This window comes from Stenotrophomonas rhizophila, assembly GCF_020857975.1.
In the GTDB taxonomy this organism is placed as follows: Bacteria; Pseudomonadota; Gammaproteobacteria; order Xanthomonadales; family Xanthomonadaceae; genus Stenotrophomonas; species Stenotrophomonas rhizophila_C.
In genome coordinates, this window is record NZ_JACWUO010000006.1 from 43109 (window position 1) to 60451 (window position 17343).

Annotated in this window: 19 protein-coding genes, 1 tRNA gene and 1 other RNA gene; 20 read left to right on the plus strand and 1 reads right to left on the minus strand. The window is 67.8% G+C overall.

The genetic code is table 11. The annotated features are described in order from the left end of the window. Positions 1 to 50 precede the first annotated feature (50 nt). Positions 51 to 794, minus strand: coding sequence for a DUF3011 domain-containing protein (locus tag IC535_RS07605; RefSeq protein WP_228884059.1), 744 nt, complete (start codon positions 792 to 794; stop codon positions 51 to 53). A 192-nt stretch (positions 795 to 986) separates the two neighbouring features. Between IC535_RS07605 and aspS the strand changes: the two genes are divergently transcribed. From aspS to IC535_RS07705, 20 genes are all read left to right on the plus strand, one after another. Then, the gene (gene aspS, locus IC535_RS07610; protein WP_228884060.1) at positions 987 to 2738 is read left to right on the plus strand and encodes an aspartate--tRNA ligase; all 1752 of its coding nucleotides are present in this window, start codon (positions 987 to 989) and stop codon (positions 2736 to 2738) included. 30 nt (positions 2739 to 2768) lie between these two features. Beyond that, a complete protein-coding gene (locus IC535_RS07615) occupies positions 2769 to 3110 on the plus strand; it encodes a DNA primase (protein WP_228884061.1) in 342 nt (113 codons plus the stop codon). Positions 3111 to 3130: 20 nt separating this feature from the next. Further along, entirely contained in the window at positions 3131 to 3655 is a 525-nt protein-coding gene (locus IC535_RS07620; protein ID WP_228884062.1) for a GNAT family N-acetyltransferase, read from the plus strand. A gap of 126 nt (positions 3656 to 3781) precedes the next feature. Continuing rightward, a complete protein-coding gene (locus IC535_RS07625; RefSeq protein ID WP_228884063.1) occupies positions 3782 to 4414 on the plus strand; it encodes an esterase/lipase family protein in 633 nt (210 codons plus the stop codon). Positions 4415 to 4529: 115 nt separating this feature from the next. Continuing rightward, positions 4530 to 5261 carry a YebC/PmpR family DNA-binding transcriptional regulator gene (locus tag IC535_RS07630; RefSeq protein WP_228884064.1) on the plus strand — a complete coding sequence of 244 codons (732 nt, stop codon included), beginning with the start codon at positions 4530 to 4532 and terminating at the stop codon, positions 5259 to 5261. A gap of 128 nt (positions 5262 to 5389) precedes the next feature. Next, positions 5390 to 5911 (plus strand): crossover junction endodeoxyribonuclease RuvC, encoded by a 522-nt coding sequence (ruvC, locus tag IC535_RS07635; RefSeq protein WP_228884065.1) that lies wholly within the window; start codon positions 5390 to 5392, stop codon positions 5909 to 5911. A gap of 10 nt (positions 5912 to 5921) precedes the next feature. Continuing rightward, on the plus strand, positions 5922 to 6512 hold the full coding sequence (gene ruvA / locus IC535_RS07640) for a Holliday junction branch migration protein RuvA (protein ID WP_228884066.1): 591 nt from the start codon (positions 5922 to 5924) through the stop codon (positions 6510 to 6512). Positions 6513 to 6561: 49 nt separating this feature from the next. Continuing rightward, complete coding sequence (locus IC535_RS07645; protein WP_429000307.1) at positions 6562 to 8481, plus strand: potassium transporter Kup; 1920 nt, start codon at positions 6562 to 6564, stop codon at positions 8479 to 8481. A gap of 355 nt (positions 8482 to 8836) precedes the next feature. Continuing rightward, positions 8837 to 9877 carry a Holliday junction branch migration DNA helicase RuvB gene (ruvB, locus tag IC535_RS07650; protein WP_228884067.1) on the plus strand — a complete coding sequence of 347 codons (1041 nt, stop codon included), beginning with the start codon at positions 8837 to 8839 and terminating at the stop codon, positions 9875 to 9877. Beyond that, on the plus strand, positions 9867 to 10298 hold the full coding sequence (gene ybgC, locus IC535_RS07655; protein ID WP_228884068.1) for a tol-pal system-associated acyl-CoA thioesterase: 432 nt from the start codon (positions 9867 to 9869) through the stop codon (positions 10296 to 10298). Before ruvB ends, ybgC begins: the two co-directional genes overlap by 11 nt. 10 nt (positions 10299 to 10308) lie before the next feature. Further along, complete coding sequence (gene tolQ, locus IC535_RS07660; RefSeq protein WP_228884069.1) at positions 10309 to 11088, plus strand: protein TolQ; 780 nt, start codon at positions 10309 to 10311, stop codon at positions 11086 to 11088. A 23-nt stretch (positions 11089 to 11111) separates the two neighbouring features. Then, complete coding sequence (gene tolR / locus IC535_RS07665) at positions 11112 to 11540, plus strand: protein TolR (RefSeq protein ID WP_228884070.1); 429 nt, start codon at positions 11112 to 11114, stop codon at positions 11538 to 11540. After that, positions 11530 to 12591 carry a cell envelope integrity protein TolA gene (tolA, locus tag IC535_RS07670; protein ID WP_228884071.1) on the plus strand — a complete coding sequence of 354 codons (1062 nt, stop codon included), beginning with the start codon at positions 11530 to 11532 and terminating at the stop codon, positions 12589 to 12591. The genes tolR and tolA overlap by 11 nt, the downstream gene beginning before the upstream one ends. Positions 12592 to 12781: 190 nt before the next feature. Continuing rightward, entirely contained in the window at positions 12782 to 14101 is a 1320-nt protein-coding gene (gene tolB / locus IC535_RS07675) for a Tol-Pal system beta propeller repeat protein TolB (protein WP_228884072.1), read from the plus strand. A 65-nt stretch (positions 14102 to 14166) separates the two neighbouring features. Continuing rightward, positions 14167 to 14685: a peptidoglycan-associated lipoprotein Pal gene (gene pal, locus IC535_RS07680; protein WP_228884073.1), complete on the plus strand. Its 519-nt coding sequence runs from the start codon at positions 14167 to 14169 to the stop codon at positions 14683 to 14685. Positions 14686 to 14688: 3 nt separating this feature from the next. Continuing rightward, positions 14689 to 15495, plus strand: coding sequence for a tol-pal system protein YbgF (ybgF, locus tag IC535_RS07685; protein WP_228884074.1), 807 nt, complete (start codon positions 14689 to 14691; stop codon positions 15493 to 15495). A 130-nt stretch (positions 15496 to 15625) separates the two neighbouring features. Continuing rightward, on the plus strand, positions 15626 to 16324 hold the full coding sequence (queE, locus tag IC535_RS07690; protein WP_228884075.1) for a 7-carboxy-7-deazaguanine synthase QueE: 699 nt from the start codon (positions 15626 to 15628) through the stop codon (positions 16322 to 16324). 52 nt (positions 16325 to 16376) lie between these two features. Beyond that, positions 16377 to 16461, plus strand: a non-coding RNA gene (locus tag IC535_RS07695) — sX9 sRNA. Between the two features lie 49 nt (positions 16462 to 16510). Next, positions 16511 to 17176 carry a 7-cyano-7-deazaguanine synthase QueC gene (gene queC, locus IC535_RS07700; protein WP_228884076.1) on the plus strand — a complete coding sequence of 222 codons (666 nt, stop codon included), beginning with the start codon at positions 16511 to 16513 and terminating at the stop codon, positions 17174 to 17176. A 73-nt stretch (positions 17177 to 17249) separates the two neighbouring features. Further along, positions 17250 to 17325, plus strand: a tRNA-Lys gene (locus tag IC535_RS07705). The last annotated feature ends 18 nt before the right edge of the window (positions 17326 to 17343 follow it).

A 17343-nucleotide genomic window follows, 5' to 3' on the forward strand; every position in this document is an offset into this window, starting at 1 on the left:
CGCCCGCAAGCGGCCGGCCAGCGGTCCGGGTTGCCGGCCAGCGGCCGGCACTACCGCACCCCGAAGCGGGCGCGGCAGCCGTTGCTGACCCACAGGCTGCCGTTGGTATAACCCCAGCTGCGGCCTTCCATGCAGGCACTGCCGGACAGCTGCTGCAGCAGCACCGGGCGGCCCCGGCGGGCTTCCCAGGCGCAGGTCTGCTGGCGGTTGTTGTTGCTGCTGCAGGTCACGCTGTAGTTGCTGTTGCCGCCGCCCCAGCCGCCGCCGCTGTTGCCGCGGCCTTCGACGAACTCGGCGCGGCAGCCGCCGCTGACCCACACCGTGCCGTTACGGGACCCCCAGTTGCGGCCTTCCACGCATTGGGTGCCGGAAATCTGCCGGGACAGGCGCGCGCTGCGCCAGCCGGTGTTGCAGGTCTGGTTGCGGTTCTTCTGGCTTTCGCAGCGCACCACGCTGGTGTGGCTGCCGCCACCGCCATTCCAGCCGCCCCCGCCGCCATTCCAGCCCCCGCCGTTGCCGCTGCCGCGCAGCGAGGTGGCGATGTCCTGCTTGATCCGGGAGAAGCCCCAGCCGGAGTTGACCTGGGCCAGGTAGAAACGCAGCTGGTCGTCGGGAATGCGCCGGCCATTGGACTGGTCGGCATATTCCTGGGCGATGACCCGGCTGCGGTCAGGTGTCGACAGCTGGGACAGGTTCTCCGGGGCATAGGCGCGGGTGCTGATCTGGGCCTGGCTGGCCGGGGCGGCGCAGGCCAGCAGGATGGTCAGGCAGGCAATGGTCAGGCGGCGGTTCATGGCGGCATCCCTTGCAGTCGTTGGTGCGCGGACTATAGGAGCGGGCGGGGTTCAAAAGGCGTGATGCCGCCGGGCCGGGCCCCGGCCGGGCAGGGGCGGCGGGCGACATTTGCCCCGGCCGGGTCTGGGCCGCAGAATAACGGGCTTTCCGGTGCAGCTTGCGCCGGCACTCTCCTGCGGAGCTTTACCCCCATGCGTACCCACTTCTGTGGCCTGGTCGATGAGACCCTGATTGGCCAAACCGTTACCCTCGCCGGCTGGACCGACGTTGCCCGCAACCAGGGCGGGGTGTGCTTCATCGATCTGCGCGATCATGAAGGCATCGTGCAGGTGACGGTGGAAGTCGACAACGCGGCCGTGTTCGCCGTGGCCGCCAGCCTGGGCTACGAGGACGTGCTGCAGGTGGAAGGCGTGGTGCGCGCGCGCCATGCGGCCAACGACAAGCTCCGCACCGGCAAGGTGGAAGTGATCGCCACGGCCATCACCATCCTCAACAAAGCCGAGCCGCTGCCGTTCCACGCCCATGAGAACCCGGGCGAGGAAACCCGCCTGAAGTACCGTTACCTGGACCTGCGCCGTCCGGAAATGCAGCGCATGCAGCGCACCCGCATCAAGCTGGTGCAGGCGCTGCGCCGCCACCTGGACGCCACCGGCTTCCAGGACATCGAAACCCCGATTCTGACCAAGGCCACCCCGGAAGGCGCCCGCGACTTCCTGGTCCCGGCGCGCATGCACCCGGGCGAGTTCTACGCCCTGCCGCAGAGCCCGCAGCTGTTCAAGCAGATCCTGATGGTGGCCGGCTTCGACCGCTACTACCAGATCGCGCGCTGCTTCCGCGACGAGGCCCTGCGCGCCGACCGCCAGCTGGAATTCACCCAGCTGGACATGGAATTCGCCTTCGTGCGCGAGCGCGACGTGCAGGATTTCGTCGAGAACATGATCCGCGCCATCTTCAAGGAAGTGGTGGACGTGGAGCTGGCCGCCAGCTTCCCGCGCATGACCTGGGCCGAGGCGATGCGTCGCTATGGTTCGGACAAGCCGGACCTGCGCATCGCACTGGAACTGGTGGACGTGGCCGAACTGGTCAAGACCAGCGAGTTCCCGGTGTTCACCGCCGCCGCCAACGATGCCGATGGCCGTGTGGCCGCGCTGCGCATTCCCGGCGGCGCCAGCCTGAGCCGCAAGCAGATCGACGACTACGCCGCGCATGCCGCCAAGTACGGCGCCAAGGGCCTGGCCTACATCAAGATCGCCGACAACGGCGAGGTCAGCTCGCCGATCGCCAAGTTCTTCAGCGAAGAGTCCTTCGCCGCCCTGGTGGCCCATGTCGGTGCCGGCAACGGCGACATCGTGTTCTTCGGCGCCGGTGGCTACAACAAGGTGTCCGATTTCATGGGCGCCCTGCGCCTGAAGGCCGGCAAGGACTTCGGCCTGGTCACCGCCGGCTGGGCACCGCTGTGGGTCACCGACTTCCCGATGTTCGAATACGACGACGAGGCCCAGCGCTACGTCGCCCTGCACCACCCCTTTACCGCGCCGGCGGTGGACGACATCGCCGACCTGCGCGCCAATGCCAGAACCGCCGTGTCGCGCGGTTATGACATGGTGCTCAACGGCAACGAGATTGGCGGTGGCTCGATCCGTATCCACCGTTCGGACATGCAGAGTGCGGTGTTCGAGCTGCTCGGCATCGGTGCCGAGGAAGCCGAGGCCAAGTTCGGCTTCCTGCTCGATGCGCTGCGTTTCGGCGCGCCGCCGCACGGTGGCATCGCCTTCGGCATCGACCGCATCGCCGCGCTGATGGCCGGCACCGAGTCGATCCGCGACGTCATCCCGTTCCCCAAGACCACCGGCGCGCAGTGCCTGATGACCGGCGCGCCATCGCCGATCCCGGACGAGCAGCTGGCCGAAGTGCACGTCCAGGTACGCCCGCGCAAGAACTGATCCATACACACCAACCAGGAGATCCAGGCAATGACCGAGTTTGCGTTTTCGCTGGAGTGGGAAAAGCTGGGCAATGAAGGCGCCGATGCCAACCTGGTGACCGAACGCGCGCGCGTGTTCGGTGGCTGGCTGGTGCGGGTGGGCACCAACCCGGCCGCGATGGCGCTGACCTTCGTCCAGGATGGCGAAGGCCGCTGGGATGGCGAGGACTTCGGCGTGGAAGACTACGAAGACGACGAGGAAGAGCTCGACGAGGACGAGGAAGAAGACGAAGACGGCGACGAGGACGACGAGGAAGAGTACGAGGACGAGGACGAGGAAGAAGAGGAGGGCGACGAGGAAGCCGACGCCCCCCGCGGAGGGCAGGCCTGAGGCCTGCCGCGTACCTGCCCATGTACACCATCCGCCGTGCCGGCGTGGAGGATGCACCGACCCTGTCGGTGCTGGCCACGCGTACCTTCGTGGAAACCTTCGGCCACCTGTACCCGGCCGCCGACCTGCGGGGCTTCCTCGATGAAGCCTATGCCGTGGACCGCCAGCGCATCATCCTGGCCCACCCCGAGTACGCGGTGTGGCTGCTGGAGCGCGACGGGGTGGCCGTCGGCCATGCCGCGGCCGGCCCCTGCGGCCTGCCGCATGCCGACGTCCAGCCCGGCGACGGCGAACTCAAGCGCCTGTACCTGATCAAGGACGAACAGAGCTGCGGTTGGGGCAGCCGCCTGCTGGAAACCGCGCTGGACTGGCTGGAACGTGACGGCCCGCGCACGCTGTGGCTGGGCGTGTGGTCGGAGAACTTCGGCGCGCAGCGGTTCTACGCCCGCTACGGGTTCAGCAAGGTGGGCACCTACGAGTTCCCGGTCGGCGGCGTGCGCGACCTGGAATTCATCCTGCGCCGTCCTGCCGGCCCGGCGCGCTGAGCCACCGGGCATCCCCTTCATTGACATGGATCGGCAACGGCGGCTTCACCCGCCGTTGGCCGGTCTATTTGTCTAATGAAGCCGCTTTTTACCGCAGGTCCCAAGCCAACCCGCTAGGCTGAGTGCATGAATCCCCCCGTTTTACTGCTACACGGCATCTGGAATGCGCGCGCCTGGGTCGGCCCGCTGGCCTGGCGGCTGCGCGCCCGTGGCTTCACGGTCGATACCTTCGGCTATTCCAGCGTGTTCGGCGGCCCGGACGTGGCCGTGCCGCAGCTGCTGGAGCGGCTGCAGGGCAGCGGCCCGGTGTCGCTGGTCGGGCACAGCCTGGGCGGCCTGGTGGCGTTGGAGGCCCTGCGCCGGCAGCCGGAGCTGCCGGTGTCGCGGGTGGTCTGCCTGGGCTCGCCGCTGCGCGGCAGCGGCACCGCCCGTTCGCTGGCCGAACATGGCTGGGCGCTGGCGCTGGGCCGCAGCGGCGAGCTGCTGCGCGATGGCCTGCCGGCCTGGGAGGGCAGGGCCCGGGTCGGCCTGATCGCCGGCTCGGTGCCGCACGGGCTGGGCAGCCTGCTCGGCGCGATCGGCGAGGCTTCCGACGGCACCGTGGCGCTGGATGAGACCCAGCTGCCCGGCCTGGCCGACCATTGCGTGGTTCCGGCCAGCCACAGCGGGCTGGTGTTTTCGCCGGAGGCGGCCCGGCAGACCGCCGCGTTCCTGCGCGAAGGCCGCTTCCGCGACGACCGCGCCGCCCATGCCGCCTGAGCCTGGCCGCCGGAGCCCCGGCCACCGGCCACCGGCCCGGACGCGACTAACACGGTCGCGGCGGCCGATCAGGTAGAATCCGCGCCCTGTTCCTGACGCAAGCACGGAAACACCCATGGGTAGAGGTCCCTCGATCGAGAACCGCAAAAACGCGTCCGACGCGAAGCGCGGCAAGATTTTCACCAAGATCATCCGCGAGATCGGCGTTGCCGCGCGCGGCGGTGGAGGCGACCCCAACAACAACCCGCGGCTGCGCGTGGCCATGGACAAGGGGCTGTCCTCGAACATGTCCAAGGACGTGATCGAGCGCGCCATCAAGAAGGCCACCGGTGAACTGGAAGGGGTGGAATACGAAGAGATCCGCTACGAGGGCTATGCCCCCGGTGGCGTGGCCGTGATCGTGGACTGCCTGACCGACAACCGGGTGCGCACCGTGGCCGATGTCCGCCATGCGTTCAGCAAATGCGGCGGCAACATGGGCACCGAAGGCTCGGTGTCGTTCATGTTCAAGCGCGTGGGCGTGCTGCACTTCGCCGCCGGCGCCAACGAGGAAGCCGTCACCGAGGCGGCCATCGAGGCCGGCGCCGACGATATCGTGGTGTACCCGGAGGACGGCGCGATCGACGTGCTCACCGCCGCCGACAGCTACCACGCGGTCAAGGATGCGATGGCCGCGGCCGGGTTCGTCCCGGACCATGCCGAGCTCACTTTCCGCGCCGACAACGACATCAAGGTCGAGGGCGACACCGCCGCCCAGGTCAAGAAGCTGCTGGACATGCTCGAAGACCTGGACGATGTGCAGGATGTGTTCTCCAATGCCGACCTCGGCGCGGACGCCTACGCCTGAGGTACGCCTGGCCGGTCGCTTTGCGCGACCGGTGGGCGGACAATGCGGACCATGATGACTCCAGCCGTTCCCCGCCCTCGTCGCCGCAGCCGTCCGTCCCGGGCTCTGCCCGGCCGCGCGTGTGCCGCATGACCCGCATCCTCGGCATCGACCCCGGTTCGCAGCGCACCGGGGTGGGCATCATCGATGTGGACGCCGCCGGCAAGGTGGTGCACGTCCACCACCTGCCGCTGATACTGCTGGGCGCCGACGACTTCCCGCAGCGGATGAAGCTGCTGGTGCTGGGCCTGAACGCGCTGGTGGAGGAGTACCGGCCCGACGAGGTCGCCATCGAAAAGGTGTTCATGGCGCGCAACCCGGATTCGGCGCTGAAGCTGGGCCAGGCCCGTGGCGCGGCGATCTCGGCGGTGGTGATGCGCGACCTGCCGGTCAGCGAGTACGCGGCCACCGAGATCAAGCTGGCCGTGGTCGGCCGCGGTGGCGCGGAAAAGCAACAGGTGCAACACATGGTCGGGCTTATGCTCAACCTGAAAACCAAGCTGCAGGCCGACGCCGCCGACGCGTTGGCGGTGGCCATCACCCACGCCCATGTACGGGCCACGGCGCAGCGCCTCGGCGTCAACGCCCGCATGGCCTGGAGCCGGAAATGAGGAAAACAGCATGATTGGTCGTCTGCGCGGGATCGTGGCCTACAAGGCGCCGCCGTGGCTGCTGATCGACGTCAATGGCGTCGGTTACGAACTGGAGGCGCCGATGAGCACCTTCTACGACCTGCCCGAGCTGGGCCGCGAGGTCACCCTGTTCACCCATTACGCGCAGAAGGAAGACAGCGTGTCGCTGTACGGCTTCCTGCGCGAGGGCGAGCGCCGGCTGTTCCGCGATGTGCAGAAGGTCAGCGGGATCGGCGCCAAGATCGCGCTGGCGGTGCTGTCCGGCGTGAGCGTGGACGAGTTCGCGCGGATGCTGCAGGCCGGCGACATCACCGCGCTGACCCGCATCCCCGGGATCGGCAAGAAGACCGCCGAGCGCATGGTGCTGGAACTGCGCGACCGCGCGGCCAACTTCGGCGGCGGCGGGGCGGCGATCGCCGGTGCCGCGCCGGCCACCGACCCGGTGTCGGAGGCCACCGTGGCGCTGCAGCAGCTGGGCTACAAGCCGGCCGAGGCCGCGCGTATGGCGCGCGAGGCCAATGCCGAGGGCGACGATGTCGCCATCGTGATCCGCAAGGCCCTGCAGGCCGCGCTGCGCTGACCCGCGCGCTGCCTGCCCACTGATACCGACCGCGTTGCCCCGGAGCCCCATGTCCACTTCTTCCACCCCGCACGACAACGGCCATTCCGCGCACGGCCACGCCCCGGCGGCCGGCGGCATGGCGTTGATGATCGGCGCCATCGGCGTGGTGTTCGGCGACATCGGCACCAGCCCGCTGTACACGCTCAAGGAAGCGTTCTCGCCGCACTACGGCCTCAACAGCGATCATGACACGGTGCTGGGCGTGCTGTCGCTGGCGTTCTGGGCGCTGAACATCGTGGTCACGCTCAAGTACGTCACCATCATCATGCGTGCCGACAACGAAGGCGAAGGCGGCATCATGGCGCTGATGGCGCTGACCCAGCGCACCCTGCGCCACGGCTCGCGCTCGGCCTACGTGGTGGGCATCCTGGGCATCTTCGGCGCTTCGCTGTTCTTCGGCGACGGGGTGATCACCCCGGCCATCTCGGTGCTGGGTGCGGTCGAGGGCCTGGAGGTGGCCGCGCCGGGCCTGCATGCCTTCATCGTGCCGATCACGGTGGTGGTGCTGCTGGCGGTGTTTGCCGTGCAGCGTTTTGGCACCGAGAAGATCGGCAAGCTGTTCGGCCCGATCACCTCGATCTGGTTCATTTCGCTGGCCGCGATCGGCATCTGGAACATCGTCGATGCCCCCGAAGTGCTCAAGGCCTTCAACCCGATGTGGGCGTTGCGCTTCTTCATGGAGCACGGCTGGCACGGGGTGTTCATCCTCGGTGCGGTGGTGCTGGCGGTCACCGGCGGCGAGGCGCTGTACGCGGACATGGGCCACTTCGGGGCCAAGCCGATCCGCCACGCCTGGTACTTCTTCGTGTTGCCGTGCCTGGTGCTGAACTACCTGGGGCAGGGCGCGCTGGTGCTCAACCACCCCGAGGCGGTCAAGAACCCGTTCTTCGAGGCGGTGCCGGAGTGGGCGCTGTACCCGATGATCATCCTGGCCACGATGGCCGCGGTGATCGCCTCGCAGTCGGTGATCACCGGTGCGTTCTCGGTGTCGCGCCAGGCCATGCAGCTGGGCTATATCCCGCGCATGCGCATCACCCATACCTCGCACGACACCATCGGCCAGATCTACATCCCCGGCATCAACTGGGGCATCGCGGTGATGGTGATCGGGCTGGTGCTGGCGTTCCGCAGCTCGTCCAACCTGGCGGTGGCCTATGGCATCTCGGTGTCGGCGACGATGCTCATCGATACCCTGCTGCTGGCCCTGGTGGCGCGCGCGCTGTGGCCGACTTCGCGCTACTGGATCATTCCGCTGTGCGCGGTCTTCTTCGTGATCGACCTGGGCTTTGTGATCGCCAACGGCGCCAAACTGATGCAGGGCGCGTGGTTCCCGGTGGTGCTGGGCCTGGTGCTGTTCACCATGATGCGCACCTGGCGGCGTGGCCGCGAGCTGCTGCGCGACGAGATCCGCAAGGATGGTATCCGTATCGACACCTTCCTGCCCGGGCTGATGCTGGCCCCGCCGGTGCGGGTGCCGGGCACGGCGGTGTTCCTGACCGCCGACCCCTCGGTGGCCCCGCATGCGCTGATGCACAACCTCAAGCACAACAAGGTGCTGCATGAGCGCAATGTGTTCCTGCACGTGGTGACCCTGCCGGTGCCGTATGCGCCGGAGGGCCAGCGCCTGAAGATCGAGTCGGTGGGCGATGAGTTCTACCGCATCTACGTGCGCTTCGGCTTCATGGAGACCCCGGACGTGCCGTTGGCGCTGATGCGCTCGTGCGACCACGGCGGGATCTATTTCGACCCGATGGACACCACCTTCTTCGCCAGCCGCGAGACCATCGTGGCCACCGCCAACCGCGGCATGCCGATCTGGCGCGACAAGCTGTTCGCGCTGATGCACCGCAATGCGGCGCCGGCGACCGGGTTCTTCCGGATTCCGGGTAACCGGCTGGTAGAACTGGGCGCCCAGGTAGAGATCTGACTGCGTCAGCTCTCTACCTGGGCTCCGGCCCACGGTTTGCTGCGCAAATCGTGGCCCCCGGGTGCAGTAGGGGCGGCCGCTGGCTAGCAACCATGCAAAAGCCGGAGCGCTCGACGATTGCTGCGGGGTGGGTCGGGGCGCATGGGCCGTCGGGACACGCCGCAAGTACGTCCTTGTAGGCTCCGCCACCGCATCCATGCGGTGGAGGGTCCCGCCAACCCATGCACCCCGACCCTCGACACCGGGTCGGCATGCACGGAGCGGTAGTGCCGGCCGCTGGCCGGCAACCAGGCGGCGCCGGAAGGGTAGTAGGTGACGACCGTTGGTCGTCACGCTTTTGCCGCATAATCGCGGGATGACCGACGACCGCATCATCGCCGCCGGTGCCACCCGTGAAGACGAGGGCACCGACGCCAGCATCCGCCCCAAGCGCATGGCCGATTACCTGGGCCAGGCGCCGGTGCGCGAGCAGCTGTCGATCTATATCGAGGCGACCAAGGCCCGCGGCGACGCCCTGGACCACGTGCTGATCTTCGGCCCGCCCGGGCTGGGCAAGACCACCCTGAGCCATGTGATTGCCAACGAACTGGGGGTGGCGCTGCGGGTCACCTCCGGCCCGGTGATCGAGAAGGCCGGCGACCTGGCCGCGCTGCTGACCAACCTGCAGCCGCACGATGTGCTGTTCATCGACGAAATCCACCGCCTCTCGCCGGTGGTCGAGGAAGTGCTGTACCCGGCGATGGAGGATTTCCAGATCGACATCATGATCGGCGAGGGCCCGGCGGCCCGCTCGATCAAGATCGACCTGCCGCCGTTCACCCTGATCGGGGCCACCACCCGGGCCGGCCTGCTGACCGCGCCGCTGCGCGACCGCTTCGGCATCGTGCACCGGCTGGAGTTCTATACCCCCGAAGAACTGACGAAGATCGTCCGCCGTTCGGCGGCCATCCTCAACATCGACTGCACCGCCGAGGGCGCGGCCGAGATCGCGCGGCGCTCGCGCGGCACCCCGCGGATCGCCAACCGGCTGCTGCGGCGGGTGCGCGACTATGCCCAGGTCAAGGCCGCCGGGCATATCGACCAGGACGTGGCGCAGGCGGCCATGCAGATGCTCAAGGTCGACCCGGAAGGCTTCGACGAGCTGGACCGGCGCATGCTGCGGACCATGGTCGACTACTTCGACGGCGGCCCGGTGGGCATCGAGTCGCTGGCCGCGGCACTGTCCGAAGAGCGCGGCACGCTGGAAGACGTGGTCGAGCCGTACCTGATCCAGCAGGGCTTCCTGATCCGCACCGCGCGTGGCCGGATGTGCACGCACAAGGCCTACCGGCACATGGGCCTGAAGCCGAAGAACCCGCCTGCGGACCTGTTTGCCGAGGCGATCGATGGAAATTGAGCCCCGGTTCAGTTGGCCGACACGCATTTACTGGGAAGATACCGACGCTGGCGGGGTGGTCTACCACGCCCGCTACGTGGCCTTCATGGAACGGGCACGGACCGAATGGATGCGGGCCCTGGGCCATGGCCAGGAACGCATGCGCAGCGAGCACGGCCTGGTATTCGCGGTCCGCGCGATGACCATGGACTTTCTCAAGCCGGCGCGACTGGACGATGCGCTGGATGTGACCGCCACGCTGGTGCAGTGCAAGCGCGCCAGCATGGTGTTCGACCAACGGGTGTGTCGCGGCGATGAAACGCTGCTGACGGCCCAGGTCAGGATCGCCGCATTGGATGCGGCCACTTTCAAACCGCGCGGCATGGGCGATGCACTGCTGGCCGCGTTGAAACCCTACGAACTTCAAGTATCGGCACAATGAGGAACAACGGATGATCGCAATGCTCCTGGCCCTGCAGGCCACGGTGACCGAGGCGCTGCCGCAGGAAGTCACCAGCGCCGCGGCGCAGACGGTGGCGCAGGCCGCCCATGGCGGTGGCATCAACTACCTGGACCTGATGATCAAGGCCAGCATCCCGGTGAAGATCATCGTGCTGCTGCTGCTGGCCGGCTCGTTCATCAGCTGGGTGATCATCTTCCGCAAGGCGCGCGTGTTCAACGCGGCCAACCGCGAGGCCGACGAGTTCGAAAGCCGCTTCTGGTCCGGCGCCGACCTGGGCAAGCTGTACAGCGCGGCCACCGACCGCAACCGCAAGGTGGGCGGCCTGGAGGCGATCTTCGAAGCCGGCTTCCGCGAATTCACCCGCCTGCGCGACAAGCGCCGGCTGGACGGCCGCGCCCAGCTCGAAGGCGCCCAGCGCGCCATGCGCACCACCTACACCCGCGAAGTGGACCAGATGGAGCGCAGCCTGGAGCTGCTGGCCAACATCGGCTCGACCGCCCCGTACGTGGGCCTGGTCGGTACCGTGTTCGGCATCATGGTGACCATGCACGACATGATCAACAGCGGCGAGCAGGCCGGCATCGCCTCGGTGGCCCCGGGCATCTCCGAAGCCCTGTTCGCCACCGCGATCGGCCTGTTCGTGGCGATCCCGGCGGTATGGGCCTACAACCGCTTCACCACCCGCGTGGAGCGCATGTCGGTCCGTTTTGAAACCTTCGCAGAAGAGTTCAGCTCGATCCTGCAGCGCCAGACCGCGGGCGACGAGTAAGCGCCCAGCACAAGGACACTGCCATGACTGCTGCCATCGGCCGCCGCAAGCGCCGCAAGCTCAAATCCGAAATCAACGTGGTGCCCTACATCGACGTGATGCTGGTGCTGCTGATCATCTTCATGGTCACCGCGCCGCTGCTCACCCTGAGCTTCGATGTGGACCTGCCCAACTCCCGGGCCAAGGCGCTGGAGAGCAAACAGGACCCGGTGGTGGTCTCGGTGCGCCTGGACGGCCAGCTCGCGCTCACCCTGCCCGAGGCGAAGGAGCCGGTGGCGATGCCGGCGGCCGAGCTGGAGGCCCGCCTGGGCGCGCTTTCGGCGCAGGACAAGAACCTGCGCGTGATCGTCGCGGCCGACCGCGCCGTGGCCTATGACAAGGTGATCGCGGCGATGGACGTGATCAAGCGCGCCAACGTGGAAAAGGTGGGCCTGGCGACCGATGCACACTGACGCCCTGCCACCGCAGCGCCAGCCGGAAGAGAAGTGGGGTCTGCCGATCGCGCTGGCGCTGGGCGTGCACCTGTTGTTGGCGCTGGTGTTCATCGCCGCCTGGCTGTGGTCGCCGCAGCGCAGTACCGAGGCCGCCGCCGGCGACCCGGCGATCGAGGCCAGCCTGCAGTTGTCCGCCTCCGAGGCGGCCGCGGCGCGCCAGGCGCTGCGCGCCGCGGAAAAGCTGCCCGACCTGCCCGAACCTGTTGCCCAGCCCGAGCCGGTCCCCGAAGACACCGTGCCGCCGCCGCAGCCGATCGAGGAGCCGCGCCCGCAGGATGCGCCTACCCCGCAGCAGCAACAGGCCCAGGAGCGCGTCGCCCAGCCGGACAAGATCGACCAGGACGCGGTCAGCGCGCTGGCGATCTCGGCCGAGAGGGCCAAGCAGGAACAGGAAGCCAAGCGCCGCCAGGAACAGATCGACCTGACCGAGCGCCAGCGCCAGGAGCAGGCCGAGCAGAAGCTGCGCCTGGCCAAGCAGCAGGAAGCGGACGAGCAGAAGAAGAAGCTGGCCGAACAGGAACAGAAGGCCAACGACACCAAGGCCGAGGCCGAGCGCCAGAAGAAGATCGCCGAGATCCGCCGCCAGCGCGCCCAGGCCGAAAACGAGGCCAAGCTGGCCGAGCAGAAGCTGCGCCAGGTCAGCGCCGCCCGTGCCGCCAGCGCCACCGCCTCCACCGCCGGCGCCACCGGAGCGGCCAGGCCGGCCGCCGGTGCCGGTGGCACCAGCGACGACCTCAGCGCCAAGTACGCCGCGGCGATCCAGCAGAAGGTGAAGGGGCAGTGGACGCGTCCGGATTCGGTGCCGTTGGGCCAGAAGTGTCAGGTCTCCATCACCCAGATTCCGGGTGGCCAGGTGATCCAGGCCAAAGTGGTGGGCAGCTGTGCCTTCGATGAGGCTGGCAAGCGGTCCATCGAGGCGGCCGTGCTCAATGCCCAGCCGCTGCCGTATCGCGGCTTCGAGTCGGTTTACCAGCGCACCATCAATTTCACCTTCACCGCCCAGGACTGATCGGCGGCCGGCCGGCCCCTCGCTGCGAGGGCTGCCGGCGGGGGTGCGGCTGCCCGACTAATTCGTTAACGGTCTGTGAGTTTTGATTGCGCGGTGACTCTGCTTTCACGCACCGTTGGTTCATGATTGCGAAACTGTTCACCACAGTGCTGTTATCCCTCGTTCCGGTTTTCCCCCTATTGAGTGCTCCATGAAGAAGATGCCTCGCTGGCTTGCCGTGTTTGCGGCTCTGTTGCTGCCCTTTGCTGCCATGGCGCAGCAGAAGGGCTTGGATATCGACATCATCGGCGGCAACGCCTCGGCCACGCCCATTACCGTGGTGCCGATGCCGTACCAGGGCTCGGCCGCTGCGCCGCAGACCGACGTGGCCGCTGTGGTCCGCGCCGACCTGGAGCGGTCCGGCCAGTTCCGCACCCTGCCCGAAGCGCAGATCGTCGAAAAGCCCGCCCGTGGCAGCGAGATCCAGTTCGCCACCTGGCGCGCGCTGAAGCAGAACTACATCGTGGTCGGCCGGGTCATGGACGCCGGCGCCGGCGCCTACCGGGTGGAGTACGAACTGTATGACGTGCCCAAGGGCGAGCGCCTGCTGGGCCTGGCGATGACCGCCCGTGGCACTGCCATGCGCGATGTCGCCCACCAGATGGCCGATGCCATCTACGAGAAGATCACCGGGGTGCGCGGCGCCTTCTGGACCCGCATCGCCTATGTCACCGCCAGCGGCAAGGGCGATGCCATGCGCTATGCGCTGATGGTGGCCGATTCGGACGGCTTCAACCCGCAGACCATCGTGCGTTCGGCCGAGCCGCTGCTGTCGCCGTCGTGGAGCCCGGACGGCAACCGCCTGGCCTACGTCAGCTTCGAGCGTGGCAATTCGGCCATCTACATCCAGAACATCTCCACCGGCGCCCGTGAGCTGGTCACCAGCTTCCGCGGCATCAACAGCGCCCCCTCGTTCTCCCCGGACGGCCGCCGCCTGGCGCTGTCGCTGTCGCGCAGCGGCAACCCGGAAATCTACGTGATGGACTTGGGCAGCAAGCAGCTGACCCAGCTGACCAACCACTTCGCCATCGATACCGAGCCGACCTGGAACGCCGATGGCGGCAGCATCTACTTCACCTCCGACCGCGGCGGCCGCCCGCAGATCTACCAGGTGCCGGCCAGTGGCGGCAGCGCCTCGCGGGTGACCTTCCAGGGCAACTACAACGCCACTCCGAGCCTGTCCTATGACGGCAAGAAGCTGGTGGTGGCCCAGGGCAGCGGCAATACCTACAAGATCGCGATGATGGACAGCAGCCTGGGCTCGGCCCGCTGGAGCACGCTGTCGCCGGGTTCGCTGGACGAGTCGCCGAGCTTTGCGCCCAACGCAAGCATGGTGCTGTATGCCGCCCGCGAGGGTGGCCGTGGAGTGTTGTATGCCGTCTCGGCCGATGCGCGCGTGCGCCAGCGGCTGGTACTGGCAGACGGTGACGTCCGCGAGCCTTCTTGGTCGCCTTACCGTACAAAGCGCTAACAGAGTGTTAAGATTTCCAACGTATTCATCCCACATCCGGCTTTAGGAGCCTCAAAGGTATCGCCATGAACAAGTCCACCCGAGTTCTGCTTGTCTCCCTGCTGTCCGTGGCCGCCCTGGCCGGTTGCGCAAAGAAGGTGAAGGAAACGCCGGTCGCCCCGGTCGATTCCGGCTCCTCGACCACCACCCCGACCGGTCCGTCGACCTCCGGCCTGTACGGCCCGGGCGACCTGGATACCGATTCCTGCCTGCGCCAGCGCGTGGTGTACTTCGACCTGGACAAGGAAGACGTGAAGCCGGAATTCCAGGCCATCATGGCTTGCCACGCCAAGTACCTGCGCGACCGTCCGTCCTCGCGCATGACCCTGCAGGGCCACACCGACGAGCGCGGTTCGCGCGCGTACAACCAGGCCCTGGGCGAGCGTCGTGGCAACGGCGTGTCCTCGGCACTGCAGGCCAACGGCGGCTCGGCTTCGCAGCTGACCGTGGTGTCCTACGGTGAAGAGCGTCCGGTCTGCACCGAGTCGGGCGAGTCCTGCTGGTCGCAGAACCGCCGCGTCGAGATCGTGTACACGGCTCAGTAATAGATGCGCCTTCGATTCCTATCGATGATCGTTGCGGCAGCCCTGGTGGCTGCCGCACCGGCCAATGCGCAGCGGCAGAGCCTGGCCGACCGGGTCGGCGCGCTTGAGCAGCAGGCCAGCAACAACCAGTCCAACATGGACATGCTCAACCAGCTGAACCAGCTGCGTGCCCAGGTGCAGGCCCTGCAGTCGCAGGTCGAGCAGCTGCAGCACGACAACGAGCAGCTCAAGCAGACCGGCAAGGACCAGTACCTGGACCTGGACGGCCGCCTGAACCGCCTGGAAGGCGGTGCCCCGGCACTTCCTGCCACGCCCGCGGCCGCCGCGCCCCCGCCTGTGGCCCCCGCGAAACCGGCAACGGCCGCTTCCGAGCGGCCGCCTTCGGTGCACGGCGATGCCGGCAGCCTGGCTGCCAGTGGCGATGAACGTGCCGCCTACAACGTGGCCTTCAACTCGCTCAAGGCCGGCAAGTACGACGATTCGGCCCAGTTGTTCATGAGTTTCCTGGAGCTGTATCCCAACGGCGTCTACGCCCCCAATGCGCTGTACTGGCTGGGCGAAAGCTATTACGCCACCCGCAATTTCCCGCTGGCGGAGGCGCAGTTCCGCGATCTCCTCTCGCGCTACCCGACCCACGACAAGGCGTCCGGTGGCCTGCTCAAGATCGGCCTGTCGCAGTATGGCGAAGGCAAGGTCGACCAGGCCCAGGCAACCCTGGAGCAGGTGGTGTCCACCTATCCCGGTTCGGACGCCGCGCGCACCGCGCAGGACCGCCTGCAGTCGATCCGGCTGGGCCAGCAGATCCGCTGAACCGCCTTGGGCCGCGTGGTCGGCCCGGACCGGTATAATCCTTGGTTGCACCCCCGCCCAAAGGGGCCTGTAGAGCCGAGCCATGCTCGGCTATCGTCGTTTCCGAAGCCGTAGCCCAACCATCGCCGCCATGACCGTCCCCCTGTCCGCCGCCGCCGCGCTCCCCAGCGAGATCGTGCAGTCGCCGCTGCCGCGCCTGAAGATCACCGAGATCTTCACCTCGCTGCAGGGCGAAGCCGATGCCGCCGGTTGGCCGACCGTGTTCGTCCGCCTGACCGGCTGCCCGCTGCGCTGCAGCTATTGCGACACCGCCTATGCCTTCCATGGCGGCACCTGGTGGGATATCGACGACATCGTCGCCGAGGTGCTGGCCCAGGGCGTGCGCCATGTCTGCGTGACCGGCGGCGAGCCGCTGGCGCAGAAACGCTGCCTGCTGCTGCTGGAAAAGCTGTGCGAGGCCGGCCTGGACGTATCGCTGGAAACCTCCGGCGCGCTGGATGTGGGCGGCGTGGACGCGCGGGTGTCGCGGGTGGTCGACCTCAAGACCCCCGGTTCGGGCGAGATGGCGCGCAACCGCCTGGAAAACCTGCCGCTGCTGACCGCGCGCGACCAGATCAAGTTCGTGCTGTGCAGCCGCGCCGATTACGAGTGGGCGCGCGCGATGGTGGCCGAGCACCGGCTCAACGAGCGCAGCATGGTGCTGTTCTCGCCCAGCAAGAGCGACGTAAGCCCGCGCGACCTGGCCGACTGGATCGTCGCCGACCGCCTGCCGGTGCGCTTCCAGATGCAGCTGCACAAACTGCTCTGGAACGACGAACCCGGCCGCTGAGGTCGGTTGCCGGCCGGCCGCCAGGCAGGCGCGGCCGGTGTTCGGCAGCCTCATGTACTTTTGTACACTCCGGTTCCTGCGCGCCGTCCACGTCTGCCTGACGACCGCTCGCTACGCCTCTTTTTCTTTTGTCATCCCGGCGCGGGACAGCGTGCTGGTTCCCCGCAAACCACCGGAAACACCCCCATGAAAAAAGCAGTCGTCCTCCTGTCCGGCGGCATGGACTCCGCCGCTGTCGTCGCCATCGCCCGTGAACAGGGCTTCGCCGTGCATGCCCTGAGCGTGCGCTATGGCCAGCGGCACACCTCCGAACTCGACGCCGCCGCCGCGGTCTGCGCCGCACTGGGCGTGGTCGCGCACAAGACCGTCAGCGTCGACCTGCGCAGCATCGGTGGCTCGGCGCTCACCGACGACATCGACGTGCCCGATGCCGGCGGGCAGGGCATCCCGGTCACCTACGTGCCGGCGCGCAACACCATCATGCTGTCGCTGGCGCTGGGTTGGGCCGAAGTACTGGGCGCCAACGACATCTTCTGCGGCGTCAATGCCGTGGACTATTCCGGCTACCCCGACTGCCGCCCCGAGTTCATCGCCGCCTTCCAGACCCTGGCCAACCTGGCCACCAAGGCCGGCGTCGAAGGCGCGGGCATCCAGGTCCACGCCCCGCTGCAGTTCCTGAGCAAGGCCGACATCGTGCGTGAAGGCGTGCGCCTGGGCGTGGATTTCGGCCTCACCGTGTCCTGCTACAGCGCCGACGACAGCGGCGCGGCCTGCGGCCACTGCGACGCCTGCCGCCTGCGCGCACAGGGCTTTATCGAGGCCGGCGTCGCCGACCCGACCCGTTACGCCTGAGCGCCGGGCGGTTACGCTTGGGTGCCAAGTGGGTTAGAATGCGCACCCCCGGCAGCGATGCCGGGGCATGCACGGGCCGTTAGCTCAGTTGGTAGAGCAGAAGACTTTTAATCTTTTGGTCGATGGTTCGAATCCATCACGGCCCACCATTGCATCAACGACTTAGG